Below are 23,124 nucleotides of genomic sequence, written 5' to 3'. Positions count from 1 at the left end.
TTTGGTACACTGTGAGGCTACCAAACTATGAACGCTTCACAAGAAAGCTGAGTGATAAGAGAAAATATTATGTCCGAAGAGCTGCTGATTAATATTAGTCCCATGGAATCTCGGGTCGCCGTGTTGGATAACGGTGTCTTAGGCGAGATTTATATTGAGCGTCATCATAAACTGGGTTTGGTCGGCAATATCTATCTAGGGACGGTGGTACGTGTGCTTCCTGGTATGCAGGCAGCCTTTGTTGATATTGGACAATCGCGCACCGCATTTTTACATGTCAATGATATGCAGCGTGAGCCGCGTCCAGTCGCCGAAAAGAAAAACAAAGCCCAAGACTCGACCAATAACGAACGCACTATTATAGACGCTGCTACTGATGAATTAGCAATCACACCGCCCGTTGTCAGTGCGCAAAGTACTGAAGTCGTCCCCGTTACAAAAACTCTGATTCAGCATCGTCTGCACGAAAGCCAACGTATTTTAGTACAAGTCACCAAAGACCAGCTCGGTAGCAAGGGTGCGCGTCTAACCACCAATATCTCGCTGCCATCACGTTATTTAGTGTATCTGCCATCAAGTGAGCATATCGGTATCTCGCAACGTATCGATGGCGACGAAGAGCGCACACGGCTGAAAACTGAACTTGCTAGCCTGATGCAAACGGTCAACCTAAAAGGCGGTCTCATTGCCCGTACAGCGGCTGAGCGTGTCCCCGTTGATAAGCTTGAAGAAGATATTTACTATCTATTGCAGCTGTGGCGCACTATTTGTGCCCGTCGCCAAGAAATGAAGCCCAATCAAAGCTCCGAGCTTATCTATCAAGAGTTATCGCTGCCACTGCGCTCGATTCGTGACTTGGTACATGCCGATACCGAAAAAGTGGTGATTGATAATGAACAAATTTATGAGCAAGTTAGATACTTTGCCAAAGAATTTGTCCCCTTTGTCTATGACCGCATTGTGCATTATACCGCTGAGCAATCACTATTTGATGTCCACCGTGTCGAAGACGACTTACGCGACGCCCTAAAACGACGGGTTGACTTAAAGTCAGGTGGCTATTTGATTATCGATCAAACTGAAGCCATGACCACGATTGATGTTAACACCGGCTCATTCGTTGGCGCGCGCTCGTTAGAAGATACCGTTTATAAAACCAATCTTGAAGCCACCCATGCCATTGCACGGCAGCTACGTCTACGTAATCTAGGCGGCATTATTATTCTAGATTTTATTGATATGCTTGAGCAGCAACATAAAGACGATATCCTTGAGAGTTTGCAAGCACAGCTGACCCAAGATTATGCCAAAACCAAAATTACCCAAGTCAGTGAGCTTGGCTTGGTTGAGATGACGCGCAAACGTACGCGCGAATCGCTCGGTCAGCAGCTTTGTGAGCCGTGTTCAACCTGTCAGGGTCGCGGCTTTGTTAAGACCGCTGAAACCGTCTGCTTTGAGATTTTCCGTGAAATCATGCGCTGTGCTCGAACTTATAACTCACCAAAGAAATTTACCGTGGTCGCCCATGCTGCCGTGATAGATTTATTACTGACTTCAGAGTCGGACACCGTGGCAGATTTAGAATACCTATTGGGTCGGGTAATTACCTTTGATGTTGAGAATCTTTATACCCAAGAGCAGTATGATATTGTTCTAGATTAAAATGTGATTGTTAACTGCCTCAAATACATATTTAATAAGTTATTTTGCTATAAAGAGTAGGGATGTGTTTTACAAATAATGTTTTATATCAATTACTATCTAACATCATTCCAAATAACCTCCTTGCAATGGGTCAAAAATTATGTATAATACACACCACTGAATTATATATGCGCAGCCAATCAAACAGCTGGCGCTATGACAGCTAGAGCATCGTTTCTAGCACTATTTCATTATGCCTTTGCTGACATCCTATAATGGAAGGGTCGGCGGGGCTTTAAACTATTTTGCTTTTAGTACGCTATAAGTTCCGTTAACGAACTCATTCTGGTTTAGAACAGAAGGCCGCTTTAAGTGAATATTTAACCAAACGGCTTTTGCTCATTTACTTGCAAAGCAAGAATGACAAAGGCACATATTAGGAGCTTGCTGGCATGGCTAACCAGAGAATCCGTATCCGTCTTAAGTCTTTTGATCATCGTCTGATTGATCAATCTGCACAAGAGATTGTTGATACTGCAAAGCGCACCGGTGCGCAAGTTTGTGGTCCTGTACCGTTGCCGACTCGCATTGAGCGCTTCAACGTTCTAACTTCACCACACGTAAACAAAGACGCTCGTGATCAGTACGAAATCCGTACTCATAAGCGTATGGTTGACATCGTTCAACCTACCGACAAAACTGTGGATGCGCTAATGAAGCTTGACTTGGCGGCGGGTGTTGACGTTCAAATTGCTTTGGGTTAATGCACATAAACACCCAACCCATTAATATAAGATATAAAGAGGTCTAAAATGGCGATCGGTTTAGTCGGTAAAAAATGCGGCATGACCCGTGTCTTCACTGAAGCAGGCGCATCTATCCCTGTAACAGTGGTTGAGATCAGTGCTAACCGCATTACTCAAGTAAAAAATACTGATGTAGATGGCTATCAAGCCATCCAAGTTACCACAGGTACCCGTCGTGACAGCCGCGTAACAGCAGCTCAAAAAGGTCACTTCGCTAAAGCTGGTGTTGCAGCTGGCCGTGGTGTTTGGGAATTTCGTGCCAATGAAAGCGATCTTGAAGGTCGTGAAATTGGCGGTGAGATCCTAGCTGACCTGTTCGAACAAGGTCAGATGGTTGATGTCACAGGACAGAGTAAAGGTAAAGGCTTTCAAGGCGGCGTGAAGCGTCACAACTTCAGCATGCAAGATGCCACTCATGGTAACTCAGTATCTCACCGTGCCCTTGGTTCAACTGGTCAAAACCAGTCACCAGGTAAAGTCTTCAAAGGCAAAAAAATGCCAGGTCAGATGGGTAACAAACGTGTTACCGTTCAGGGCCTAGAAGTGATATCGGTTGATGTTGAAAAAGGGTTACTTGTCATCAAGGGTGCTATCCCAGGTGCCACCGGTGGCGATGTCATCGTACGTCCGTCAGTCAAAGCCTAAGCAAGGGGATTAACGTGGATTTAAAAACAGTTACAGGGGCGGCAGTTGAGCTTTCTGATACGGCTTTCGGTCGTGAATTCAACGAAGCATTAGTGCATCAAGTCGTCACCGCATATCTTGCTGGTGCTCGTCAAGGTACACGCGCTCAAAAAACCCGTGCCGAAGTTTCTGGCGGTGGCATTAAGCCATGGCGCCAAAAAGGTACTGGTCGCGCTCGTGCAGGTTCTATTCGTAGCCCAATCTGGCGTTCTGGTGGTCGTGCATTCGCTGCAAAACCACAAGATTGGTCACAAAAAGTTAACCGTAAGATGTATCGCGGTGCGATGCAGTGCATCCTAGCCGAATTGATTCGTCAAGATCGTCTAATTTTGGTTGAAGAGCTAAGCGTTTCTGGCCCTAAGACCAAAGAGCTGATTGCAAAGTTAAATGACTTAGGCGCACCTCGTGCACTAATCGTCACCAAAGAAGTTGACGAAAACTTATACTTAGCTGCTCGCAACATTCCACACGTCAATGTACTTGGTACAAACGAAGTGGATCCAGTGAGCTTGATTGCTTTTGATAAAGTAATCATGTCAGTTGAAGCTGCGAAACAATTTGAGGAAGCACTAGCATGAATAACGCAAGACTTTATCAGATCCTAAGAGGACCTGTATTCTCAGAGAAATCTCAAATGCTTGGCGATTCACTTGGTGTGCAGGTATTTAAAATTGACTCTAACGCTACTAAGCTAGAAGTCAAAAAAGCAGTTGAGATGATGTTCGAAGGCGTTGAAGTTTTAAAAGTAAACACTTTGAATGTTAAAGGTAAGACAAAGCGTTTTGGTAAGAATATCGGCCGTCGTAATGACTATAAAAAAGCCTACGTTACCTTAAAAGCTGGTCAAGATGTACAAATGGCTGATGCTGGTGAAGACGTCGCAAAAACGACTGCTTCTACTAGTGAAACAGCGAACAACGAATAAGGATTACACTCATGCCTATCGTAAAAGCAAAGCCAACATCACCAGGCCGTCGTTTTGTTGAAAAAGTGGTGCATCCACACCTTTACAAAGGTCGTCCTTTTGCAGCGCTTCTCGAATCAAAAAGTAAGTCAGGTGGTCGTAACAATAATGGTCGCATCACGACTCGTCACATCGGTGGTGGTCATAAGCAACATTATCGTATTATCGATTTCAAACGTACTAAAGACAATATCCCAGCCACGGTAGAGCGTATCGAATACGATCCTAACCGTACTGCGCACATTGCTTTACTTAAGTACGCTGATGGTGAACGCCGCTATATCATTGCTGCTAAAAAACAAGCAGTTGGTGATACAGTAATGTCAGGAGAGAACTCTCCAATCCGTCCAGGTAACTGTTTACCGCTGAAAAACATCCCATTGGGTACTGTGATTCACAATATCGAACTTAAAATCGGTAAAGGTGCACAGCTAGCTCGTTCTGCGGGTGCCAGCGTTCAATTACTTGGTCGTGACGGTATTTATGCTATTCTACGTCTACGTTCTGGCGAAACACGCCGCGTACATGTGAACTGCCGTGCCGTTATCGGTGAAGTTTCTAACACTGAAAACAACTTGAAATCACTTGGTAAAGCCGGTGCTTCACGTTGGCGTGGTGTTCGTCCTTCTGTTCGTGGTGTTGCTATGAACCCGGTTGATCACCCACATGGTGGTGGTGAAGGTCGTAACAAAGGTCGCCATCCAACCAGCCCTTGGGGTCAGAAGTCTAAAGGACTTAAAACGCGTCACAATAAGCGTACTGACAGTATGATCATCCGCCGCCGCGCCAAGAAGAAATAAAGGAAGAATTTCATGCCTCGTTCATTGAAAAAAGGTCCATTCATAGACGCGCACTTGTTTGCCAAAGTTGAGAATGCATTAGACACCAACTCACGCAAACCAATTAAGACTTGGTCGCGCCGCTCGATGATTTTGCCACAAATGGTTGGCCTAACCTTATCTGTTCACAACGGCCGTACTCATGTACCGGTTATCGTGAGCGAACAGATGGTTGGTCATAAACTAGGTGAATTTGCCCCGACTCGTACGTATCGTGGTCATGGCATTGACAGAAAAGCTAAGAAATAAGGTGCTTACCATGGAAGTAACTGCAAAATTACGCGGTGCCGCCATTTCGGCACAAAAAGTTAGACTCGTTGCTGATGAAGTTCGTGGCAAATCTATCGAGCGTGCTTTGGATATCCTAACGTATAGTAATAAAAAAGGCGCTGTCTTCGTTAAGAAATGTCTTGACTCAGCCATCGCCAATGCCGAACATAACAACGGTTTAGATATTGATACTCTTAAAGTATCAACCATCTACGTTGATGAAGGCATTACGCTAAAACGTATCCTACCACGTGCTAAAGGTCGCGCTGATCGTATCAGTAAGCGTACTTGTCACATCACTATAAAGGTAGGAGAATAAGTTATGGGTCAAAAAGTACATCCAATCGGAATTCGTCTTGGTGTTGTCAAAAAGCATAACGCAAACTGGTATGCTAACCCTAAACAATACTCAGAATACCTGATCAACGACATCCAAGTCCGCGAGTATCTACGCAAAAAACTAGATAATGCTATGATTAGCAATATCATGATTGAGCGTCCTACTGGTGCTGCTAAGATTACCATCGCCACTGCGCGTCCTGGTATTGTTATCGGTAAGAAAGGCGAAGATATCGAAAGACTTCAAAAAGAATTGACCAAAATTATGGGCGTACCTGCGCAGGTCAACATTGAAGAAATCACTTCACCTGATCTTGATGCACGTTTGGTCGCTGATGGTATCGGCAGCCAACTTGAGCGTCGCGTTATGTTCCGTCGTGCGATGAAGCGCGCGGTACAGAACAGCATGCGCTCTGGTGCTAAAGGTATTAAAGTTGAGTTGTCTGGCCGTCTTGGCGGTGCTGAGATCGCTCGTACTGAATGGTACCGTGAAGGTCGTGTGCCATTGCATACACTCCGCGCTGATATTGACTACGCGTCAGTACGTGCAGAGACAACTTACGGCACTATCGGTGTAAAAGTTTGGATTTTCCGTGGCGAAATCCTTGACGGCATGAACAGTGTATACAATCCCGTCAAAGAAGAGCAGACTCGTGCGCCAAAACGCCGTGGTCGTGGAAACGGAAACCGTCGAAACACAGACAGAGGTTAAACTATGTTACAGCCAAAACGTACCAAGTTTCGTAAAATGCACAAAGGTCGTAACACTGGGCTAGCTCATCGTGGAAGCACCGTTGCATTCGGACAAATTGGTCTAAAATCGTTGACTCGTGGTCGTATGACTGCCCGTCAAATTGAAGCAGCACGTCGTACCATCACTCGTAAAATTAAGCGTGGCGGTAAGATTTGGATTCGTGTATTCCCAGACAAACCAATTACCAATAAACCACTAGAAGTACGTATGGGTAAAGGTAAAGGTCCTGTAGAATATTGGGTATGCGAAGTCAAACCTGGTAAAATGCTATATGAAATCGAAGGGGTTTCAGAAGACCTTGCTCGCGAAGCGTTAACGCTTGCTGCAGCAAAACTGCCCTTTAAAACTACCATTGTTAAGCGGACGATAATGTAATGAAGATCAGTGAATTACGTGATAAATCATTAGAAGAACTGACCCAGTTACTTGATGAAAAGCAACTTGATGCTTTCCGTATTCGTATGGCTAAAGCAACTGGTCAGTTGGGGAATACCCATGAAGTGCGTGTCAATCGTCGTGCGATTGCTCAGCTTCAGACTTTGATTAACGAGAAACAACGAGGCGACTCATGAGCGATAACAATCAAACAGCGACCAATGCTAGCGTATTGACAGGACGAGTTGTCAGCGACAAGATGGACAAGTCCATCACAGTTTTGATTGAGCGTCTGGTTCGTCATCCTTTGTATGGCAAACAGCTTCGTCGTTCTACAAAAATCAAGGCTCATGATGAGAATAACGTTTGCCAACAAGGCGACCTTGTCCGCATCAAAGAAACGCGTCCAATCTCAAAAACCAAGTCTTGGACTTTGGTTGAAGTGGTTGAAAAAGTAGAAAAAATCTAAGTAAATTGCATTAAAAGCCAGAAGCTGTTAAAATAGCCGCCTTTTTAAGGATGCTGATTGCGCCGAGCGTATATCACTCACATTAAGAGTAGCAGCGGTTATTATTATTAAAATGCCGACTACTCATACTGTGCTAGCGGCAGCAACTGGTTTTTATTGCTCATACGTGTGGAGTAACGCTATGATTCAGGTTGAATCGATGCTGGAAGTTGCAGATAATAGCGGTGCAAGACGAGTTCAGTGCATTAAAGTACTGGGTGGCTCTCATCGTCGTTATGCATCAGTTGGCGACATTATTAAAGTAACGGTTAAAGAAGCCATTCCGCGTGGTCGTGTTAAAAAAGGCGACGTGATGAATGCTGTAGTTGTACGTACCAAAAAAGGCGTTCGTCGTCCTGATGGTTCTGTTCTGCGTTTTGACGACAATGCTGCGGTATTGTTGAACCAAAACAAAGCACCGATTGCAACTCGTATTTTTGGACCGGTAACTCGTGAACTACGTGGTGATCAGTTTATGAAAATTGTATCACTAGCACCAGAAGTATTGTGAGGTAATCCATGTCAAAATTACGTAAAGGCGATACAGTTATCGTGATTGCTGGGAAAGACAAAGGCAAGCAAGGTACTGTACAAGCTGTAAAAAATGATCGTATTAAAGTTGAAGGCATTAATATTGTCACTAAACATCAGAAGCCAAATCAGGCAACTGGCGTTGAAGGTGGCATTCTTAAGCAAGAAGCTTTTCTGCATATCTCAAATGTCGCAATATTAAATGCGCAAACCCAAAAAGCTGATCGTATTACTTATCAGTTCGGCGAAGACGGCAAGAAACAACGCGTCTATCGTTCGAACGGTGAAGTAGTGGCGACTGCGTAAGACACTAAGGGTGTAATGGTAATGGCAAGATTAAAATCTTTATATAACGAAGAATTAAAGCAGCAAATCAAAGAAGAACTTGGTTTGGCGAACGTGATGCAAGTGCCTAAAATCACTAAAATCACACTAAATATGGGTGTAGGCGGCGCGTCTCAAGACAAGAAATTGCTTGAAGGTGCAGTAGCTGATATGACCGCTATCGCTGGTCAAAAACCTGTCGTCACCAAAGCGCGTAAATCAGTTGCTGGCTTTAAAATTCGTGAAGAATGGCCAATTGGCTGTAAAGTAACGCTACGCGGTGAGCAAATGTACGAATTTTTAGATCGTCTCATTGCCATTGCAATTCCTCGTATTCGTGATTTCCGCGGTTTTTCACCTAAAGCCTTTGACGGACGTGGTAACTACTCATTGGGTATCAAAGAACAAATCGTATTCCCAGAAGTAGACTTTGACAAGATTGATCGTATCCGCGGTATGGATGTGACAATCACCACGTCAGCTGGTACTGATGAAGAAGGTCGTGCGTTGCTTAAAGCATTCGGCTTCCCATTTAAATAAGGTAAAGACGTTATGGCAAAGAAGAGCATGATTAACCGCGAATTAAAGCGCGAAAAAATGGTTGCTAAGTACGCTGACAAGCGTATCAAGCTAAAAGAAACTATCAGTGATATGACTGCAAGTGACGAAACTCGTATGGAAGCGATGTTAGAGCTACAAGCTCTACCACGTAACGCATCACCAGTACGTCTGCGCAATCGTTGTGCTATCACAGGTCGTCCTCACGGTTACTTCCGCAAGTTTGGCTTATCACGCAATATGCTGCGTGAGCGTGTCATGCAAGGCGATGTGCCTGGTGTTCGTAAAGCAAGCTGGTAAGGAGTAACTATATGAGTATGCAAGATACCGTTGGGGATATGCTAACCCGTATTCGTAACGCACAAATGGCCAATAAAGTATCGGTAGCAATGCCGAGCTCTAAACTACGTAAATCAATCGCTGACTTATTGGTTAGTGAAGGTTATGTAGCTAGCGCTGTTGTTACTGAAGAAGACAACAACAAAGCAACTTTATCTATCGAACTGAAATACTTCGAAGGTAAAGCTGTTATCGAAACGATTCAACGTTTTAGCCGTCCTGGTTTACGCCAGCATCGCGGTAAAGACGCTATCCCTACTGTTAAACAAGGTATGGGTGTTGCTATCGTATCAACTAGCCAAGGTATCATGAGCGATCGTGCTGCACGCGCTGCTGGTATCGGTGGTGAAGTCGTTGCATTCGTTGCCTAATTAGCAATTGTTGCTATGGGTAATGAGACGATAAAGTCTACTTGAACCCCTTTGAGCTGATGATAACTCTGTATAGAATTAACGAAGCTCAAAGAACGCTAAGCATTTGATATTGATAAAATTGAATGATGTTTATTGGGAACAATTATGCTAAACTAGCAGGCTTTTTAGCCTGTTAGTTTTTTCGCTAATATAAAGAAGTTAATTTTTTAAGGAATATTCCTATGTCTCGTGTGGCTAAAGCCCCAGTGACGCTGCCAAACGGCGTAAGCGTTACTTTGAACGATCGGCAGGTCGAAGTTAAAGGCAAGAACGGCAATTTGTCTTTACGCCTGCATGATTTGGTCGAGCTGAAACAGGAAGATGATGCAATCATTTTCTCACCTACAGTCGATTCAAAAGAAGCCATGATGCACACTGGCACCATGCGCGCTCTGCTTAACAACTATGTTACAGGCGTTAATGAAGGCTTCGAAAGACGTCTTCAGCTAATTGGTGTTGGTTATCGTGCTCAAGCTACTGGTAATAAAGTAACGCTAAACGTTGGTTACTCACATCCAGTAGAATATACGTTACCTGAAGGTGTATCGGCTGAAACACCAACGCAAACTGAAATTGTTTTGAAATCAAACAATAAGCAGCAGCTTGGTCAAGCAGCGGCTAATATCCGCGCTTTCCGCCCACCAGAGCCTTACAAAGGTAAAGGTATTCGTTATAGTGACGAGCATGTGATTCGCAAAGAAGCCAAGAAAAAATAAGGTGAGTTGAAATGTTTGATAAAAAAGCAGCTCGTCTACGTCGAGCTAAGAAAACCCGCGCACATATCCGTTTCTTGGGCGTTCATCGTCTAACGGTTAACCGTACGCCGAAACACATTTATGCCCAGATTATCTCTCCGAACGGTGGTGAAGTGATTGCTCAGGCATCTACCTTAGACAGCAGTTTGCGTTCAGGCGCAACTGGTAACGCTGATGCAGCGACGTCTGTGGGCCAATTGATCGCAGAACGCGCAAAAGCAGCTGGTATCACTAAAGTTGCCTTTGACCGTAGTGGTTTTAAATATCATGGTCGAGTTAAAGCTTTAGCTGAAGCTGCTCGCGAAAACGGATTGGAGTTTTAATCATGGCTAGAAATGATAAAAATGATAAAAATGAACAGACTGACGGTCTAGTAGAACGCTTAGTTACCGTTGATCGCGTTGCAAAAGTTGTTAAAGGTGGTCGTATTTTCTCTTTCACCGCGCTAACTGTAGTTGGTGATGGCAATGGTCGTGTTGGTTTTGGTCGCGGTAAAGCACGTGAAGTGCCAGCTGCTATTCAAAAAGCACTAGAAGCTGCCAAACGTAATATGATTACTGTTGAGCTAAATGATGCAACTTTGTATCATCCAATCAAAGCACGTCATGGTGCTAGTAAAGTTTATATGCAACCTGCATCTGAAGGTACTGGCGTAATCGCTGGTGGCGCAATGCGTGCTGTATTAGAAGTTGCTGGTGTCAAAGATGTTTTGACTAAATGTTATGGTTCTACCAATACCGCTAACGTTGTTCGCGCAACGTTCAATGGTTTACGTGATATGTCAACTCCAGAAAAGATGGCAGCGAAACGTGGTAAATCTGTAGACGAAATCTTGGGTTAACTTAGACTAGGTGAGTTACGATGAAAAAAATGAAAGTCACTCAATTTAAATCGGGTGCCCATCGCCTCAAGAGCCACAAAGCGAGCTTGAAAGGATTGGGTTTACGCCGTATTGGTCATACTGTTGAAGTAGAAGATACTCCTTCAACACGTGGTATGGTCAATCGCGTCAACTACATGGTAAAAGTGGAGGAAGCGTAATGGGACTTAGATTAAATGAATTATCACCAGGTGTTGGCGCAAAGAAAACTGCCCAACGTCGTGGTCGCGGTATCGGTTCAGGTCTTGGTAAGACTGGTGGTCGTGGTGTAAAAGGTCAGAAATCTCGTTCAGGTTCTAGCATTCGCTCAGGATTTGAAGGTGGTCAAATGCCTTTATATCGCCGTCTACCAAAATTTGGTTTTACCAGTAAAATGGCCATGACGACTGCTGAAGTTCGTCTGTCTGAACTGAACAAAATCGAAGGCGATGTGGTTAGCATTGAAACATTAAAAGCTGCTAACCTTATCCGTCATGACATGAAGCGCGCTCGTATTATGTTGTCAGGCGAAGTTACTAAAGCTTATACCTTTAAAGGTATCAAAGTGACTAAAGGCGCCAAGCAAGCAATCGAAGCTGCTGGTGGTAGCATCGAGGAGTAGTAACGTGTCAAAACAATCAATGTCATCGGCTGGTATACCGCTCAATCCATTTGCATTTATACGTAAGTATGATGAATTATGGACGCGTTTATTATTCTTAATCGGCGCATTGATTGTTTATCGTTTAGGGTCACATATTCCAGTGCCGGGTATCAATCCGGTTAACTTGGCTGATCTGTTTTCGCGCAACGAAAATACCATTCTGAGTATGTTTAACATGTTCTCAGGTGGTGCACTAGAGCGTATGTCCATCATGGCGCTTGGCATCATGCCATATATTTCAGCATCAATTATTGTACAGATGATGTCTGCAGTACTGCCATCGCTTGAAGCCCTCAAAAAAGAAGGTGAAGCGGGACGACGTAAGCTAAACAAGTACACCCGTCAGGGCACACTTGCGTTAGCGCTAGTACAGTCATTAGGAATGTGTGCTGGCTTAATCAGTCAAAATCTTACCTTATCTTCTGGTCTGACTTTTTATATTCCAGCGGTTACCTCATTGGTAGCTGGTGCTATGTTCTTAATGTGGCTTGGTGAGCAGATTACAGAGCGCGGCGTAGGTAATGGTATCTCAATGCTCATTTTTGCGAGTATTGTGGCTGGTACGCCAGGTATGATTTCGCAGTCTATCGAACAGGTCAATCAAGGGCAGATGAACTTGATTGTACTCTTTATCTTTGTATTGCTAGGCATCGCAGTGACTGCTGGTATCGTTTATATTGAACGTGCTCAGCGCCGTGTACCAGTGAACTATGCACAGAAGCAACAACAAGGCCGCAAGATATATGCTCAGCAGCAGTCACACTTGCCGTTGAAGCTGAACATGGCAGGGGTTATCCCGGCCATTTTTGCCAGCTCGTTATTGTTGTTTCCAGCAAGTTTGGGGCAGTGGGTTGGTCAATCGGCTGATCCTACCTTAACGCAAAAGATATTGCAGAATATGGCATTGGTGTTGTCTCCAGGGCAACCGCTATATTTGGTTCTGTTTGGCGCAATGATTATTTTCTTCTGTTACTTCTATACGGCATTGGTATTTAGTCCGCGTGAAGTTGCTGAGAACCTTAAACGTAGTGGTGCGTATATCCCAGGTATTCGCCCCGGACAACAAACTCAGCGTTACCTAGATCATGTATTAAACCGACTGACCTTTATTGGCGCGATGTATATGACGGTTATTTGTTTAATGCCAATGGTCGTCCAGTCATCGTTTGGTGTACCGTTTCAACTTGGTGGTACGTCGTTACTGATTATGGTGGTTGTGGTGATGGACTTCATCTCGCAAATCCAAGCGCATTTGATGACCCATCAATATCATGATCAGACGTTAATTCAATCGCCCACTCAACCTTAAATGAGCGGTACGATATCTCAAAGGAGTATGCTATGAAAGTTCAAGCATCAGTTAAGAAGATTTGTGGTAGCTGTAAAGTTGTGCGCCGTAAAGGCCGTGTACATATTATTTGTACCGCAGAACCTCGCCACAAGCAACGTCAAGGTTAATATTTAGTATTCTAAAGTGTTAAGCTTTAGTTACTAATTAAATTAATACTTGAAAAATGACGGCGGATGGGATATCATCCGCCACTTGCCGTAGTTTATGCAAAATCTTTTATAACATGGTCAATGAATGGGCTTGGTTACCAAGTCAAAACAGCGATAATAATTATAAAAGCTTTAGTATTGACAGCAACAAATCTGAAAAATAACGCCTTATCTATAGATAAAGCTTATTTTTCTTTAATGGAGAGAAATCAATGGCTCGTATTGCCGGCGTAAACATTCCGGATAATAAGCATGCTGTTATTTCACTAACTTACATCTTTGGTGTAGGTCGTACCACTGCTCAGAAAATCTTAGAAGCAGTTGGCATTGCCCCTACTACTAAAGTTAGTCAGTTAGATGATACACAGTTAGACGCTATCCGTGCACAAGTTGCAAATTACATGACTGAAGGTGATCTTCGTCGTGAAGTGTCAATGAATATCAAGCGTTTGGTTGATCTTGGTTGTTACCGTGGCATCCGCCATCGCCGTAACCTACCAGTTAGAGGTCAGAACACCAAGAACAACGCTCGTACTCGTAAGGGTCCGACACGCCCTCTCAAAAGATAATTAACTTAGGAAGCTAAAAGATGGCAAAAGACACTCGCAGTCGCAAAAAGGTGGCTCGTCGTTCAGTATCGGAGGGCATTGCCCATATCCATGCGTCTTTTAATAACACCATTGTTACGATTACCGATCGTCAGGGTAATGCATTGGCTTGGGCCACTTCAGGTGGACAAGGCTTCCGTGGTTCACGTAAATCTACACCATTTGCAGCTCAGGTTGCAGCTGAAGTCGCTGGTAAAGCGGCTCAAGAATATGGTGTTAAGAATATCGACGTTTTGGTCAAAGGACCAGGACCGGGTCGTGAGTCTGCGGTAAGAGCACTAGGTGCATTGGGTTATAAAGTCAACAGCATCTCTGATGTAACCCCAATCCCACACAATGGTTGCCGTGCGCCGAAAAAGCGCCGCGTCTAATATTAAAGACGAAGCTTTTTATCATAAGAGCTTATAGGAGACATAACAATGGCCCGTTATATTGGACCAAAACTCAAATTATCACGTCGTGAAGGTACAGACTTAGGCCTTAAGTCTGGTGTTAAACCATACGACGTAAAAACGAAAAAATCGGCTCGTCCACCTGGTCAACATGGTGTTAGCCGTAATAAAAGTTCAGAATACTCTCTACAGTTACGTGAAAAACAAAAAGTTAAGCGTATCTATGGTGTATTAGAGCGTCAGTTTGCAAACTACTACAAAGAAGCTGCTCGTAAGCGTGGCGCTACTGGTGAAAACTTGTTAGCAATGCTTGAGAGCCGTCTTGATAACGTAGTATATCGCATGGGCTTCGGCTCAACTCGCGCTGAAGCACGTCAGCTAGTTAGCCATCGCACTGTGATGGTAAAAAAAGCTGGCCGTGATGAGTTTGTTCGTGTGAACATTCCATCAATTCAGTTGCAAGATGGTGATGTCATCGCTATCCAAGAGAAGTCTCGCGAACAACTACGTATTAAAAACGCTATCGAACTAGCGACACAACGTGGTATTCCAGAATGGCTAGATGTTGACCACAGCAAACTACAAGGCACGTTTAAGAAAGCGCCTGATCGTATTGATCTACCTGCTGAAATCAACGAAAGCTTGATCGTTGAGCTATACTCTAAGTAAGTAACGTGATGCTCGATGTTATGAAAATAGCATTGAGCAATTGACGTTAATTAAACCAGTTTAATAAATCGAGGTGACATCATGATGCTAAGTGCAACTGAGTTTCTAACGCCGAATGCCATTAACGTGGATACGGTTAATGAAACGATTGCGAAAGTCACGCTCGAACCGTTAGAACGCGGCTTTGGGCATACCTTAGGTAATGCCTTACGTCGCATCTTGTTATCTTCATTACCTGGTGCTGCAGTCATTGAAGCTGAGATTGATGGTGTTGACCATGAATACTCAACGCTTGAAGGACTACAAGAAGACGTGCTTGACTTGCTTTTGAACTTAAAAGGCTTGGCAATTACTCTTCATGACCAAAATGAAGTATTTTTGACCTTGGATAAACAAGGTCCAGGCACTATTACTGCTGCAGACATCACCTTGCCGCATAATGTTGACATTATCAATCCAGAATTGGTATTAGGCACATTAAGCGATCGTGGTCATCTTAAGATGCGTTTGCGCGTAGTAATGGGTCGTGGATATGAGCCAGCAAACCAGCGCCGTGAAGATGGTGATACTAAAGCGATTGGACGCTTAAAGCTTGATGCAAGTTTTAGTCCAGTACTTCGTGTTGCTTATCAGGTTGAGAACGCACGTGTAGAACAACGTACCGATCTTGATCGTCTTATCATTGAGCTTGAAACTAATGGCACTATAGATCCAGAAGAAGCAATTCGTAAAGCAGCCACTATTTTACAACAACAGATTTCTATCTTTGTTGACCTAGAAGCTGAAGAAGCGCCTGAGCCTGTGAAAGAAAAAGAAGAGGTTGATCCGGTGCTATTACGCCCTGTGGACGATCTCGAACTAACGGTTCGCTCAGCCAACTGCTTGAAAGCTGAAAACATTTACTATATCGGTGATTTGGTACAGCGTTCAGAGACTGAACTACTAAAAACCCCAAATCTTGGTAAGAAATCATTAACGGAAATCAAAGACGTATTAGCGTCTAAAGATTTGGAGCTTGGTATGCGCCTAGATAACTGGCCGCCAGCTGACCTTCGTGTTGATGATCGCTTTTCTTATCGTAGCCGTTAAACTTTAAGGATTTTTGACTATGCGCCATCGTAAGAGTGGAGTCAAGCTGGGTCGTACCGGCAGTCATCGTAAGGCAATGTTTCAGAACATGACCAACTCATTATTTGAGCATGAACTGATCAAAACAACTTTACCAAAAGCAAAAGAGTTACGTCGCGTTGCTGAACCATTAATCACTATGGCTAAAGAAGACAACGTTGCTAACCGTCGTTTGGCATTCAGCCGTATGCGTAGCAAAGCTATGGTAGGCAAACTATTTGGTACTCTTGGTCCTCGTTACCAAGCTCGTCCAGGTGGCTATTTGCGTATCGTAAAATGCGGTTACCGTGATGGTGACAATGCGCCAATGGCTTATGTAGAACTGGTTGATCGTGACTAATTTTACACGCTAATTGTAAGATAAAAAAAGCTCCAATTAATTGGAGCTTTTTTTTATGCGTTTTTTATTTATAACAATAGCGAGCTGACATCAGCCGCACCTTGTCTGATAACCTCGGGCTGGCCACTGGTCATATCGATAATGGTAGTTAGCTTAGTGGTTTTAATACCGGCGTTTATCAAACCATCTATTTGATTACCCAGTAAGTCTTCGATCTCAAAGGGATCGTCCAATATATCATCGCGATTGGGTAGTATTAAGGAGCTGGTCAGGATAGGTTCGTCCATGGCTTCTAACAGCGCCTGCGCAATAGGGTTGCTCGGTACTCGAATGCCGATGGTTTTTTTCTTAGGATGCGCCAATTTCTTAGGCACGTCTTTGGTAGCGTTTAAAATGAACGTAATCGGTGCTGGTGTATGGGCTTTTAGCTGTTTAAATTGTACATTGTCTACGCTTGCATAATTAGCAATTTCACTCAAGTCGCGACATAGCAGCGTAAATTGATGCTTATCATCAAGCGCGCGTATTTGCTTGAGTTTTTCTAGCGCATCTTTGGCACCTAGCCGGCAACCAAAGGCATAACTGGTATCGGTAGGGTAGATAAGTAGCTGATCACTTCGTAATAAATCCGCCGCTTGTTCAATAAGTCGCGGCTGTGGATTCTCTGGATGAATGTAGAATACTTGCATAATCATTCCTTATTTTATAATTATAGATTATTTGATATGGGGTTTTTTAATATAAAAGATTTAATCCATCATGATTGAATCGAACAATTTTAATATCAGACTTTTTTCTGACTAACTATGCTAATAAATTATTAATTATAGAAAAAATTAAAACTACCTATCCAGTATAGCGCAAAGCAAATATAAGTTTATTGGCACGGCGTTACTATGAGTAGGGAAACGTTAACGCTATAAAATGGATTGTTTTTGATAAGTAGCAAATATGAGGTGAGCAGCATTGTGCAACTAAGCAGCGCTACAGATAGTCAATAATGCCTGCAATAACGTTTTGGCATCACGCGGTAGCGTATGAGGCTCAGCAATATAAGCTTTGGCTTGTTGATAGACGTCCTGCGCAAAGGTGCTAGTGCTGGTATCAAAGTCTGCAAATAGATTGTCCTGTGAGACTTGAAAATTACGCCCGCAAGCCAAGCTAAACAAACACTCCAGTGCCTGTGGTTTAATCTCTACACGCTCAAATGCCTGCTGCTGCGCTGCCGTGCGTCCATCAGGCGCATACCAGTAGCCAAAGTCGCTCAAGCTCCTACGCTCGCTACCAGTGAGGCTCCAGTGACTTACGACTAGTCAACTCATAACTTTTAATGTACATGTGTGAGGCCTTGATATATATAAGGATACACTAAAAGCATAATATTCTGAAATTTCAATAAAAAATGTACATTAGCTCATTAAAAAGTTAGCTGATGTACATTTTTTTAATTAAAGAATTATCACTTATATTCAATACTGGACAGGAGGTTATCTACCTCCGCACTTCAGTTTTCTTATGATAAGATGAAAGCTAATAAGACGGTTTTAGTGTAACTACTATAAAATATCGAAAACCTATATTTTGGTTAATAAAAAATAAAGCTTCCTTATAGAGCTAAGCATCTACTCATCTTCTAAAACCAATAAATACCAATCGAGAATAAAGAAACATGGCTAAAACACCTGCAAATAAGAATGAAAATATAAAAGATGGTCGATTTGAAGAAGCCCTTTGGGATGCTGCTAACAAGCTACGCGGTAGCGTTGAATCCTCAGAATATAAGCACATTGTCCTTAGCCTGATTTTCTTAAAGTTCATCAGTGATACCTTTGAGCAGCAAAGACAGAAACTTATCGATACTGGCTATGAAAAGCACATCGAGATGGTGCAAGCTTATACCAAAGATAACGTCTTCTACCTACCAGAAGAGAGCCGTTGGAGTTTTATCCAGCAGAATGCCAAGCAAGAAGACATCGCCCTTAAAATCGATACGGCGCTTAGCACCATTGAGAAGACCAACCAATCATTGAAAGGCGCATTGCCTGATAACTACTTCTCTCGTCTTGGCTTAACGGCTAGTAAGCTTGCCGCATTGATTGATGTGGTGAATAACATTGACACCATCGGTAATCCTGAAGAGGACACCGTCGGGCGCGTGTACGAGTATTTCTTGGGTAAGTTTGCCGCGACTGAAGGCAAGGGTGGAGGTGAGTTCTATACGCCCAAGTCTGTGGTCAATCTGATAGCTGAAATGCTTGAGCCGTATCAAGGCAAAATCTATGATCCGTGCTGCGGTTCGGGCGGTATGTTCGTGCAGTCGATTAAGTTCATTGAGAGTCACCACGGCAATACCAAAGACGTGTCTATCTATGGGCAAGAGTATACCAGCACGACCTACAAGCTCGCTAAGATGAACCTTGCTATTCGTGGTATCTCTAGCAACTTGGGCGATGTGGCAGCCGATACGTTCTTTAAAGATCAGCATGAAGACCTCAAAGCGGACTTTATCATGGCAAACCCACCTTTTAACCAGAAGGATTGGCGCGCCTCTGATGAGCTGGTCGATGATCCACGCTGGGCAGGGTATCCGACGCCGCCTACGGGCAATGCCAACTATGCATGGATATTGCACATGATATCTAAGCTCTCTGAGCATGGGACTGCTGGTTTCGTACTAGCCAATGGTTCAATGTCTACCACTACCAGTGGTGAGGGTGAGATACGCCAGCAAATCATCGAAAACGATTTAGTCGATTGTATGATTGCGCTACCAGGTCAACTGTTTTATACCACCCAAATACCTGTGTGCTTATGGTTTATCAGTAAAGACAAACAAGCCACATCAGCTGACAGTAAAGCAAAGGGGCTGCGTAACCGTAGCGGTGAGACGTTATTCATTGATGCACGCGATATCGGTAGCATGATTAGCCGCACGAATAAAGAACTCACTAAGGATGATATCGAGGCGATTGCTAAGACTTATCATGCATGGCGCGGTGAGGCGGAAGCAGGCGGTTATGAAGCTTATGCAGACGAAGCAGGGTACTGTAAATCTGCCACACTTGATGATATCAAAGCTAATGATTATGTACTCACTCCTGGGCGTTACGTAGGCGCAGCAGCGATTGAGGATGACGGTATTCCGTTTGAGACTAAAATGTTAGAGCTAAGCCAAACGTTATATGCACAAATGCAAGCGTCACAAAAGCTCGATGCGACTATTCGTCAGAATTTGGAGGTATTGGGTTATGGCGAGTGATTGGGACACCTATCCGATAAGCGACTTTGTAACGCTTTCTCAGGGTTTGGCCATTAATGCTAAGAGCAAATATCTTCTAGAAGAAACAGGTTTACCACTTCTCAGAATTACAGACTTGATAAATGGAACGCAGGTTCACTTTGTTAATGAAGAGAAAGCACCTCCAAAGTGTATAGCAACTGACCATGAACTTATTTATACAAGAACTGGACAAGTCGGTTTGGTGTATAGAAATAAAGTCGGTGTGGTTCATAATAATTGTTTCAAAGTTATTCCGTCACCTGAACTGGATAAAGATTTTCTATATTGGTTCTTATTTCAAGAATCTACAAAAGCACACGTTAATGCAGTTGCATCAGGTTCAGTTCAAAAAGATCTTAATCACGCAGCTTTTTTAACTCTATCAATCCCAAAACCTGAACTTTCAGAACAAAAAGCTATTGCCTCCATTCTTGACTCTTTAGATGACAAAATCGAATTAAACCGCCAAATGAACGAAACGCTAGAAGCGATGGCACAGGCGTTATTTAAGAGTTGGTTTGTTGATTTTGATCCTGTGATTGATAATGCGTTAGCTGCTGGTAATACTATCCCTGATGAGTTCTCTGAACGTGCTGAACAGCGTAAAGGCATTGAGAAAAAAGATGATTCAGATATTCAGGATTTATTCCCTGATGAGTTTGAGTTTACGGAAGAAATGGGTTGGATTCCGAAGGGATGGGGTATTAGCGAAGTCAAAGATTTTGGACAGGTCGTTTGCGGAAAAACACCTTCAAAAAAGAAAGCTGAATACTATGGTAATGATATCTCATTTATAAAGATACCAGACATGCATGATGTTGCTTGGGCCACTACGACGACTGACAACCTTAGTTTTGAAGGTTCTAACTCCCAAAAGAATAAACTTATACCTAAAGGCAGTATTTGTGTTAGCTGTATAGCTACTGTCGGAAAAGTATTGATAACAAGTAGAGAAGCACATACTAACCAACAAATTAATTCAGTGATACCAGCAGAAAAAAACACACTGTATTATCTTTATTCAAGTTTTTTAGCTATGAACCGCCCCGACTTTATCGGAGAGTGTTTTACTTGAGTCAGGCAGCAATGCCTGACAGGGTTAAATTATCATAATACCGCTTTTCAAATTCAAAAGGTGACACATATCCAATCGTGCTATGCAAACGGGTTTTGTTAAACCAGTCCACCCATTCAAGGGTTGCCAATTCAACATCGTTCACGCCATGCCATTGTTCTTTTAGATACTCAATCACCTCAGACTTATAAAGCCCGTTAACCGTCTCAGCCAATGCGTTGTCATAAGAGTCGCCTGTTGTACCAACAGAGGCGATCACGCCAGAGTCAGCCATCTTATCAGTGTAGCGAATGGATAAGTACTGAACCCCTCGATCACTGTGATGAATCACATCTTTGGGATGGTTTCTATCTGCTATTGCTTGATTTAAAGCCGCCATCACCATATTCGTGTTCATACGATTAGATACCTTCCAACCAACGATAGCACGGGCAAACACATCAATAATAAAAGCGGTATAGACCCATCCGCTTGTCGTCTTGATATAGGTAAAATCTGCAACCCACAGCTGGTTAGGACGACGGGCATTAAAGTTACGATTGACCAAGTCATCAGCACGCTTTTGATCATCACGGCTGTGAGTTGTTATTTTGCCCTTACCGCGCCAGACACCTTGTAGGCCATGCTGTCTCATTAAACGCTCTATGGTACAACGAGCAACCTTTAACCCGTCAGCTTTCATCTGCTGCCATACTTTACGCGCACCGTAACGGCACTTGCTGTCCTGCCAGATACGTTTAATCTCGCTGATGTAAAAGTCGTCATGTTGACTGCGCAGTGAGCGTTTTTCAGGGTAGCTCTCCAAGTCTTTAGCACGGTGATAGGTTGATGGGGCAATCGGTAATACTCTACAGATCAGCTCGACCCCATAATTATTCTTATGATCGTCGATGAATTGAATCATGATTTTAGTCAGCGGTCGAGCTCCGCCTGGGCGAAAAAAGCCGCTGCCTTACGAATGATCTCATTAGCTTGCTTGAGCTCTCTATTCTCGCGTTCAAGCTCTTTAATACGTTGCTCTTGGCTTTGAGCTTGCACTGAAGCAGGAATGGTTTGATCGATGTGCTTTTTATGCCAAGACCGCAGAGTTTCAGGCGTGCAGCCAATCTTAGGGGCAATGGCTTGAATAGCTGACCAGGTAGAGGGATAGTCATTTGCTGCTTCAATCAGCATGCGAACGGCGCGTTCTTTAATCTCAGGAGTGTAGTTTCGTGTTTTCATTGTCGTATTCTCTCAGAATGTTAAGTCTCCGACAATCCCGGGGCGGTTCACTATGGAAAAAAACCTCCAAGACCTAGCTAGCGGTGGGGCTGTAACATTAAATTTAAACACTTCTAATTTCTCTAAAATAAAGATTATACTTCCTCCAAGTCTAGTATTAGACGCTTATGATTCAGCAGTTAATTCTTTATATGTGAAGAACCTAAAGTTATTAATACAAAACCAAGAATTAGCCAAAATCCGCGACACGCTTCTACCCAAGTTAATGTCAGGTGAGTTACGTATTCCAGACGCTGCCGCACTTGTGGATGAAGCTATATAGATTTTGAAAGTGAGTCGCTATTTAAAAAAACATGATGTTTGATGGAGTTCCGCATGAAAAAGCTTTTACTTAGTTTGGCGCTCAGCTTAGGCGTTCTATCTACGGCTCCTGTAATGGCTGCGGCTCCTGTTTTCTCTACCAGTCAAATGGCTCAGGTCAAAATAAAAGACTTAAGCTTCAAAGAAGTCATGCGTGAGTTCTATAGTGGTCAGATGTTCGATATTCATGTGGATTATATGGAAGATACACCGTATATCGGATTAGGGAAGTATGATGATTCTGACAGGGCGACTATTGCCTTAATGCGCCCTGTTATTCAATATAAAAATACAGCAGGTGAAGATCGTTATCTGATTATCATTGAAAAGAAACAAGTTTCTGATGGAGAAATTGACTCTTGTCATATTTGCAAGGCAACAGCGAATTTATACAGCTTTAAAAAACTGAAGAATGGATTGTTTCAGTTAGTGAGTCAAACACCAAAGAACGTAGAGGAATCGGGTAGCAATGGAAGTTCGGGACTTTATGCTGAAGATATTCAGGAAGGTATGCAGCCGTTAGGTAAGAACCTAATAGGAAGTGTGTTTACGAATTTCTATATGGGTCAAGGTGCAAGGGATGACTGGTGGAAAGCCTTACATTTACCTGAGAATGATTTTATTAATGTTTATTATGTTGGTGATGCTGGCTCAAGCAATGAGCGTTACGATGAAGACTCACCTTTGTATTATGGTTATGAAGGGACTTTAAAAGTATTGTCGGACAATACCACTTATTATCCTATTATGTTGACTTACAAAGGCGAAAAGCCTACTGAAGATGATGAGCGTATTGAGCATGTTAATTATAGCAAAATCATGAAATTCAATCCGGTGAAAAAGGCTTATGAATAATTTAGCTTTGGTTTAGTCGTGGACTGGCGTATTAATTGTTGATAAAGATAATACAAAATAATAAAAAGGA

Annotated in this window: 35 protein-coding genes, 2 pseudogenes and 1 other annotated feature; of the genes and pseudogenes, 34 read left to right on the top strand and 3 right to left on the bottom strand. The window is 43.2% G+C overall.

What is annotated here, in order from left to right:
• Window positions 1-69: 69 nt before the first annotated feature.
• The 30 genes and pseudogenes from QJS82_RS09565 (at window position 70) to rplQ (ending at window position 16,263) form a co-directional block, all read left to right on the top strand.
• Window positions 70-1,662: an Rne/Rng family ribonuclease gene (locus QJS82_RS09565; protein WP_281490318.1), complete on the top strand. Its 1,593-nt coding sequence runs from the start codon at window positions 70-72 to the stop codon at window positions 1,660-1,662.
• 434 nt (window positions 1,663-2,096) lie between these two features.
• Window positions 2,097-2,408, top strand: coding sequence for a 30S ribosomal protein S10 (gene rpsJ, locus QJS82_RS09560; protein WP_010196670.1), 312 nt, complete (start codon window positions 2,097-2,099; stop codon window positions 2,406-2,408).
• 48 nt (window positions 2,409-2,456) lie between these two features.
• Entirely contained in the window at window positions 2,457-3,095 is a 639-nt protein-coding gene (gene rplC / locus QJS82_RS09555; protein WP_201562653.1) for a 50S ribosomal protein L3, read from the top strand.
• A 14-nt stretch (window positions 3,096-3,109) separates the two neighbouring features.
• Complete coding sequence (gene rplD, locus QJS82_RS09550; protein WP_149490930.1) at window positions 3,110-3,712, top strand: 50S ribosomal protein L4; 603 nt, start codon at window positions 3,110-3,112, stop codon at window positions 3,710-3,712.
• On the top strand, window positions 3,709-4,059 hold the full coding sequence (gene rplW, locus QJS82_RS09545) for a 50S ribosomal protein L23 (RefSeq protein ID WP_183621135.1): 351 nt from the start codon (window positions 3,709-3,711) through the stop codon (window positions 4,057-4,059). Before rplD ends, rplW begins: the two co-directional genes overlap by 4 nt.
• 11 nt (window positions 4,060-4,070) lie before the next feature.
• The gene (rplB, locus tag QJS82_RS09540; RefSeq protein ID WP_149490928.1) at window positions 4,071-4,898 is read left to right on the top strand and encodes a 50S ribosomal protein L2; all 828 of its coding nucleotides are present in this window, start codon (window positions 4,071-4,073) and stop codon (window positions 4,896-4,898) included.
• Between the two features lie 12 nt (window positions 4,899-4,910).
• Window positions 4,911-5,186 (top strand): 30S ribosomal protein S19, encoded by a 276-nt coding sequence (rpsS, locus tag QJS82_RS09535; protein WP_021813372.1) that lies wholly within the window; start codon window positions 4,911-4,913, stop codon window positions 5,184-5,186.
• Window positions 5,187-5,196: 10 nt separating this feature from the next.
• Complete coding sequence (gene rplV / locus QJS82_RS09530) at window positions 5,197-5,526, top strand: 50S ribosomal protein L22 (protein ID WP_068408473.1); 330 nt, start codon at window positions 5,197-5,199, stop codon at window positions 5,524-5,526.
• 3 nt (window positions 5,527-5,529) lie between these two features.
• Window positions 5,530-6,322: pseudogene (gene rpsC, locus QJS82_RS09525) on the top strand (30S ribosomal protein S3).
• Entirely contained in the window at window positions 6,262-6,675 is a 414-nt protein-coding gene (gene rplP / locus QJS82_RS09520; RefSeq protein ID WP_183621137.1) for a 50S ribosomal protein L16, read from the top strand. The pseudogene rpsC and the gene rplP overlap by 61 nt, the downstream one beginning before the upstream one ends.
• A complete protein-coding gene (gene rpmC, locus QJS82_RS09515) occupies window positions 6,675-6,872 on the top strand; it encodes a 50S ribosomal protein L29 (protein ID WP_011279794.1) in 198 nt (65 codons plus the stop codon). Before rplP ends, rpmC begins: the two co-directional genes overlap by 1 nt.
• The gene (gene rpsQ / locus QJS82_RS09510) at window positions 6,869-7,144 is read left to right on the top strand and encodes a 30S ribosomal protein S17 (RefSeq protein WP_201562651.1); all 276 of its coding nucleotides are present in this window, start codon (window positions 6,869-6,871) and stop codon (window positions 7,142-7,144) included. The genes rpmC and rpsQ overlap by 4 nt, the downstream gene beginning before the upstream one ends.
• Before the next feature lie 181 nt (window positions 7,145-7,325).
• Entirely contained in the window at window positions 7,326-7,694 is a 369-nt protein-coding gene (gene rplN, locus QJS82_RS09505; RefSeq protein WP_010196702.1) for a 50S ribosomal protein L14, read from the top strand.
• A gap of 8 nt (window positions 7,695-7,702) precedes the next feature.
• Window positions 7,703-8,020: a 50S ribosomal protein L24 gene (gene rplX / locus QJS82_RS09500; protein ID WP_011279796.1), complete on the top strand. Its 318-nt coding sequence runs from the start codon at window positions 7,703-7,705 to the stop codon at window positions 8,018-8,020.
• 21 nt (window positions 8,021-8,041) lie between these two features.
• Complete coding sequence (gene rplE / locus QJS82_RS09495; RefSeq protein WP_102077550.1) at window positions 8,042-8,578, top strand: 50S ribosomal protein L5; 537 nt, start codon at window positions 8,042-8,044, stop codon at window positions 8,576-8,578.
• 12 nt (window positions 8,579-8,590) lie between these two features.
• Window positions 8,591-8,896, top strand: a complete 306-nt coding sequence (gene rpsN / locus QJS82_RS09490; RefSeq protein ID WP_011279798.1) for a 30S ribosomal protein S14 — start codon at window positions 8,591-8,593, stop codon at window positions 8,894-8,896.
• Window positions 8,897-8,907: 11 nt separating this feature from the next.
• A complete protein-coding gene (gene rpsH / locus QJS82_RS09485; RefSeq protein WP_201562649.1) occupies window positions 8,908-9,306 on the top strand; it encodes a 30S ribosomal protein S8 in 399 nt (132 codons plus the stop codon).
• Between the two features lie 224 nt (window positions 9,307-9,530).
• Complete coding sequence (gene rplF / locus QJS82_RS09480; RefSeq protein WP_183621140.1) at window positions 9,531-10,064, top strand: 50S ribosomal protein L6; 534 nt, start codon at window positions 9,531-9,533, stop codon at window positions 10,062-10,064.
• 11 nt (window positions 10,065-10,075) lie between these two features.
• Window positions 10,076-10,426: a 50S ribosomal protein L18 gene (gene rplR / locus QJS82_RS09475; RefSeq protein WP_149490924.1), complete on the top strand. Its 351-nt coding sequence runs from the start codon at window positions 10,076-10,078 to the stop codon at window positions 10,424-10,426.
• A 2-nt stretch (window positions 10,427-10,428) separates the two neighbouring features.
• On the top strand, window positions 10,429-10,944 hold the full coding sequence (gene rpsE / locus QJS82_RS09470; protein WP_010196711.1) for a 30S ribosomal protein S5: 516 nt from the start codon (window positions 10,429-10,431) through the stop codon (window positions 10,942-10,944).
• 20 nt (window positions 10,945-10,964) lie between these two features.
• Window positions 10,965-11,144, top strand: a complete 180-nt coding sequence (rpmD, locus tag QJS82_RS09465) for a 50S ribosomal protein L30 (RefSeq protein WP_068408453.1) — start codon at window positions 10,965-10,967, stop codon at window positions 11,142-11,144.
• Window positions 11,144-11,584 carry a 50S ribosomal protein L15 gene (gene rplO / locus QJS82_RS09460; RefSeq protein ID WP_068034621.1) on the top strand — a complete coding sequence of 147 codons (441 nt, stop codon included), beginning with the start codon at window positions 11,144-11,146 and terminating at the stop codon, window positions 11,582-11,584. The genes rpmD and rplO overlap by 1 nt, the downstream gene beginning before the upstream one ends.
• A 19-nt stretch (window positions 11,585-11,603) precedes the next feature.
• The gene (gene secY, locus QJS82_RS09455; RefSeq protein ID WP_183621185.1) at window positions 11,604-12,935 is read left to right on the top strand and encodes a preprotein translocase subunit SecY; all 1,332 of its coding nucleotides are present in this window, start codon (window positions 11,604-11,606) and stop codon (window positions 12,933-12,935) included.
• 32 nt (window positions 12,936-12,967) lie between these two features.
• The gene (gene rpmJ, locus QJS82_RS09450) at window positions 12,968-13,084 is read left to right on the top strand and encodes a 50S ribosomal protein L36 (protein ID WP_010196721.1); all 117 of its coding nucleotides are present in this window, start codon (window positions 12,968-12,970) and stop codon (window positions 13,082-13,084) included.
• Between the two features lie 66 nt (window positions 13,085-13,150).
• Window positions 13,151-13,360, top strand: a complete 210-nt coding sequence (locus tag QJS82_RS09445) for a hypothetical protein (RefSeq protein WP_201624038.1) — start codon at window positions 13,151-13,153, stop codon at window positions 13,358-13,360.
• A complete protein-coding gene (gene rpsM / locus QJS82_RS09440) occupies window positions 13,339-13,695 on the top strand; it encodes a 30S ribosomal protein S13 (protein ID WP_021813384.1) in 357 nt (118 codons plus the stop codon). The genes QJS82_RS09445 and rpsM overlap by 22 nt, the downstream gene beginning before the upstream one ends.
• 20 nt (window positions 13,696-13,715) lie before the next feature.
• Entirely contained in the window at window positions 13,716-14,105 is a 390-nt protein-coding gene (rpsK, locus tag QJS82_RS09435; RefSeq protein ID WP_010196728.1) for a 30S ribosomal protein S11, read from the top strand.
• Between the two features lie 48 nt (window positions 14,106-14,153).
• Window positions 14,154-14,795 carry a 30S ribosomal protein S4 gene (gene rpsD, locus QJS82_RS09430; RefSeq protein WP_011279807.1) on the top strand — a complete coding sequence of 214 codons (642 nt, stop codon included), beginning with the start codon at window positions 14,154-14,156 and terminating at the stop codon, window positions 14,793-14,795.
• Between the two features lie 81 nt (window positions 14,796-14,876).
• The gene (locus QJS82_RS09425) at window positions 14,877-15,884 is read left to right on the top strand and encodes a DNA-directed RNA polymerase subunit alpha (RefSeq protein ID WP_068408445.1); all 1,008 of its coding nucleotides are present in this window, start codon (window positions 14,877-14,879) and stop codon (window positions 15,882-15,884) included.
• Window positions 15,885-15,903: 19 nt separating this feature from the next.
• The gene (gene rplQ, locus QJS82_RS09420; RefSeq protein WP_183621142.1) at window positions 15,904-16,263 is read left to right on the top strand and encodes a 50S ribosomal protein L17; all 360 of its coding nucleotides are present in this window, start codon (window positions 15,904-15,906) and stop codon (window positions 16,261-16,263) included.
• 68 nt (window positions 16,264-16,331) lie between these two features.
• On the opposite strand, the gene QJS82_RS09415 is transcribed toward rplQ, so the two are convergent.
• Window positions 16,332-16,952: an L-threonylcarbamoyladenylate synthase gene (locus tag QJS82_RS09415; protein WP_201624036.1), complete on the bottom strand. Its 621-nt coding sequence runs from the start codon at window positions 16,950-16,952 to the stop codon at window positions 16,332-16,334.
• A gap of 285 nt (window positions 16,953-17,237) precedes the next feature.
• A pseudogene (locus QJS82_RS09410) lies at window positions 17,238-17,570 on the bottom strand (elongation factor P hydroxylase); the annotation flags it as partial.
• 362 nt (window positions 17,571-17,932) lie between these two features.
• Here QJS82_RS09410 and QJS82_RS09405 point away from each other — a divergent pair.
• Both QJS82_RS09405 and QJS82_RS09400 read left to right on the top strand, forming a co-directional pair.
• The gene (locus QJS82_RS09405) at window positions 17,933-19,522 is read left to right on the top strand and encodes a class I SAM-dependent DNA methyltransferase (protein WP_281490317.1); all 1,590 of its coding nucleotides are present in this window, start codon (window positions 17,933-17,935) and stop codon (window positions 19,520-19,522) included.
• The gene (locus tag QJS82_RS09400) at window positions 19,512-20,618 is read left to right on the top strand and encodes a restriction endonuclease subunit S (protein WP_281490316.1); all 1,107 of its coding nucleotides are present in this window, start codon (window positions 19,512-19,514) and stop codon (window positions 20,616-20,618) included. The genes QJS82_RS09405 and QJS82_RS09400 overlap by 11 nt, the downstream gene beginning before the upstream one ends.
• A gap of 1 nt (window position 20,619) precedes the next feature.
• On the opposite strand, the gene QJS82_RS09395 is transcribed toward QJS82_RS09400, so the two are convergent.
• Window positions 20,620-21,839, bottom strand: a protein-coding gene (locus QJS82_RS09395; protein WP_438655963.1) for an IS3 family transposase whose coding sequence is annotated in 2 segments (ribosomal slippage) — window positions 20,620-21,563 and window positions 21,563-21,839 — 1,221 coding nt in all. Because the reading frame shifts where the segments join, the coding sequence is not laid out codon by codon here.
• Window positions 21,448-21,564: a sequence feature (AL1L pseudoknot), on the bottom strand. Its footprint overlaps the gene before it by 117 nt.
• A 52-nt stretch (window positions 21,840-21,891) precedes the next feature.
• Between QJS82_RS09395 and QJS82_RS09390 the strand changes: the two genes are divergently transcribed.
• Together QJS82_RS09390 and QJS82_RS09385 are read left to right on the top strand one after the other, a co-directional pair.
• Window positions 21,892-22,161 (top strand): restriction endonuclease subunit S domain-containing protein, encoded by a 270-nt coding sequence (locus QJS82_RS09390; protein WP_281490315.1) that lies wholly within the window; start codon window positions 21,892-21,894, stop codon window positions 22,159-22,161.
• 53 nt (window positions 22,162-22,214) lie between these two features.
• The gene (locus QJS82_RS09385) at window positions 22,215-23,054 is read left to right on the top strand and encodes a hypothetical protein (protein ID WP_281490314.1); all 840 of its coding nucleotides are present in this window, start codon (window positions 22,215-22,217) and stop codon (window positions 23,052-23,054) included.
• Window positions 23,055-23,124: the final 70 nt, after the last annotated feature.

Origin of the sequence: Psychrobacter maritimus (genome assembly GCF_029953575.1) — a bacterium.
Lineage (GTDB): Bacteria > Pseudomonadota > Gammaproteobacteria > Pseudomonadales > Moraxellaceae > Psychrobacter > Psychrobacter maritimus.
This window is presented reverse-complemented; position numbering and strand designations above follow the sequence as displayed.

Bases quoted from the DNA above. Each gene is read 5' to 3' on its own strand.
- rpsD (WP_011279807.1), top strand. From the start codon at position 14,154: ATGGCCCGTTATATTGGACCAAAACTCAAATTATCACGTCGTGAAGGT.
- QJS82_RS09445 (WP_201624038.1), top strand. From the start codon at position 13,151: ATGGGATATCATCCGCCACTTGCCGTAGTTTATGCAAAATCTTTTATA.
- rpmJ (WP_010196721.1), top strand. From the start codon at position 12,968: ATGAAAGTTCAAGCATCAGTTAAGAAGATTTGTGGTAGCTGTAAAGTT.
- rplE (WP_102077550.1), top strand. From the start codon at position 8,042: ATGGCAAGATTAAAATCTTTATATAACGAAGAATTAAAGCAGCAAATC.
- rpsS (WP_021813372.1), top strand. From the start codon at position 4,911: ATGCCTCGTTCATTGAAAAAAGGTCCATTCATAGACGCGCACTTGTTT.
- rplF (WP_183621140.1), top strand. From the start codon at position 9,531: ATGTCTCGTGTGGCTAAAGCCCCAGTGACGCTGCCAAACGGCGTAAGC.
- QJS82_RS09415 (WP_201624036.1), bottom strand. From the start codon at position 16,952: ATGCAAGTATTCTACATTCATCCAGAGAATCCACAGCCGCGACTTATT.
- QJS82_RS09390 (WP_281490315.1), top strand. From the start codon at position 21,892: ATGGAAAAAAACCTCCAAGACCTAGCTAGCGGTGGGGCTGTAACATTA.
- rpmD (WP_068408453.1), top strand. From the start codon at position 10,965: ATGAAAAAAATGAAAGTCACTCAATTTAAATCGGGTGCCCATCGCCTC.
- QJS82_RS09405 (WP_281490317.1), top strand. From the start codon at position 17,933: ATGGCTAAAACACCTGCAAATAAGAATGAAAATATAAAAGATGGTCGA.
- rplP (WP_183621137.1), top strand. From the start codon at position 6,262: ATGTTACAGCCAAAACGTACCAAGTTTCGTAAAATGCACAAAGGTCGT.
- rpsN (WP_011279798.1), top strand. From the start codon at position 8,591: ATGGCAAAGAAGAGCATGATTAACCGCGAATTAAAGCGCGAAAAAATG.
- rplC (WP_201562653.1), top strand. From the start codon at position 2,457: ATGGCGATCGGTTTAGTCGGTAAAAAATGCGGCATGACCCGTGTCTTC.
- QJS82_RS09565 (WP_281490318.1), top strand. From the start codon at position 70: ATGTCCGAAGAGCTGCTGATTAATATTAGTCCCATGGAATCTCGGGTC.
- rplO (WP_068034621.1), top strand. From the start codon at position 11,144: ATGGGACTTAGATTAAATGAATTATCACCAGGTGTTGGCGCAAAGAAA.
- secY (WP_183621185.1), top strand. From the start codon at position 11,604: ATGTCATCGGCTGGTATACCGCTCAATCCATTTGCATTTATACGTAAG.
- QJS82_RS09425 (WP_068408445.1), top strand. From the start codon at position 14,877: ATGATGCTAAGTGCAACTGAGTTTCTAACGCCGAATGCCATTAACGTG.
- rpsE (WP_010196711.1), top strand. From the start codon at position 10,429: ATGGCTAGAAATGATAAAAATGATAAAAATGAACAGACTGACGGTCTA.
- rpsK (WP_010196728.1), top strand. From the start codon at position 13,716: ATGGCAAAAGACACTCGCAGTCGCAAAAAGGTGGCTCGTCGTTCAGTA.
- rpsQ (WP_201562651.1), top strand. From the start codon at position 6,869: ATGAGCGATAACAATCAAACAGCGACCAATGCTAGCGTATTGACAGGA.
- QJS82_RS09400 (WP_281490316.1), top strand. From the start codon at position 19,512: ATGGCGAGTGATTGGGACACCTATCCGATAAGCGACTTTGTAACGCTT.
- rplQ (WP_183621142.1), top strand. From the start codon at position 15,904: ATGCGCCATCGTAAGAGTGGAGTCAAGCTGGGTCGTACCGGCAGTCAT.
- rplN (WP_010196702.1), top strand. From the start codon at position 7,326: ATGATTCAGGTTGAATCGATGCTGGAAGTTGCAGATAATAGCGGTGCA.
- rplR (WP_149490924.1), top strand. From the start codon at position 10,076: ATGTTTGATAAAAAAGCAGCTCGTCTACGTCGAGCTAAGAAAACCCGC.
- rplB (WP_149490928.1), top strand. From the start codon at position 4,071: ATGCCTATCGTAAAAGCAAAGCCAACATCACCAGGCCGTCGTTTTGTT.
- rpsJ (WP_010196670.1), top strand. From the start codon at position 2,097: ATGGCTAACCAGAGAATCCGTATCCGTCTTAAGTCTTTTGATCATCGT.
- rpmC (WP_011279794.1), top strand. From the start codon at position 6,675: ATGAAGATCAGTGAATTACGTGATAAATCATTAGAAGAACTGACCCAG.
- rplW (WP_183621135.1), top strand. From the start codon at position 3,709: ATGAATAACGCAAGACTTTATCAGATCCTAAGAGGACCTGTATTCTCA.
- rplX (WP_011279796.1), top strand. From the start codon at position 7,703: ATGTCAAAATTACGTAAAGGCGATACAGTTATCGTGATTGCTGGGAAA.
- rpsH (WP_201562649.1), top strand. From the start codon at position 8,908: ATGAGTATGCAAGATACCGTTGGGGATATGCTAACCCGTATTCGTAAC.
- rpsM (WP_021813384.1), top strand. From the start codon at position 13,339: ATGGCTCGTATTGCCGGCGTAAACATTCCGGATAATAAGCATGCTGTT.
- QJS82_RS09385 (WP_281490314.1), top strand. From the start codon at position 22,215: ATGAAAAAGCTTTTACTTAGTTTGGCGCTCAGCTTAGGCGTTCTATCT.
- rplV (WP_068408473.1), top strand. From the start codon at position 5,197: ATGGAAGTAACTGCAAAATTACGCGGTGCCGCCATTTCGGCACAAAAA.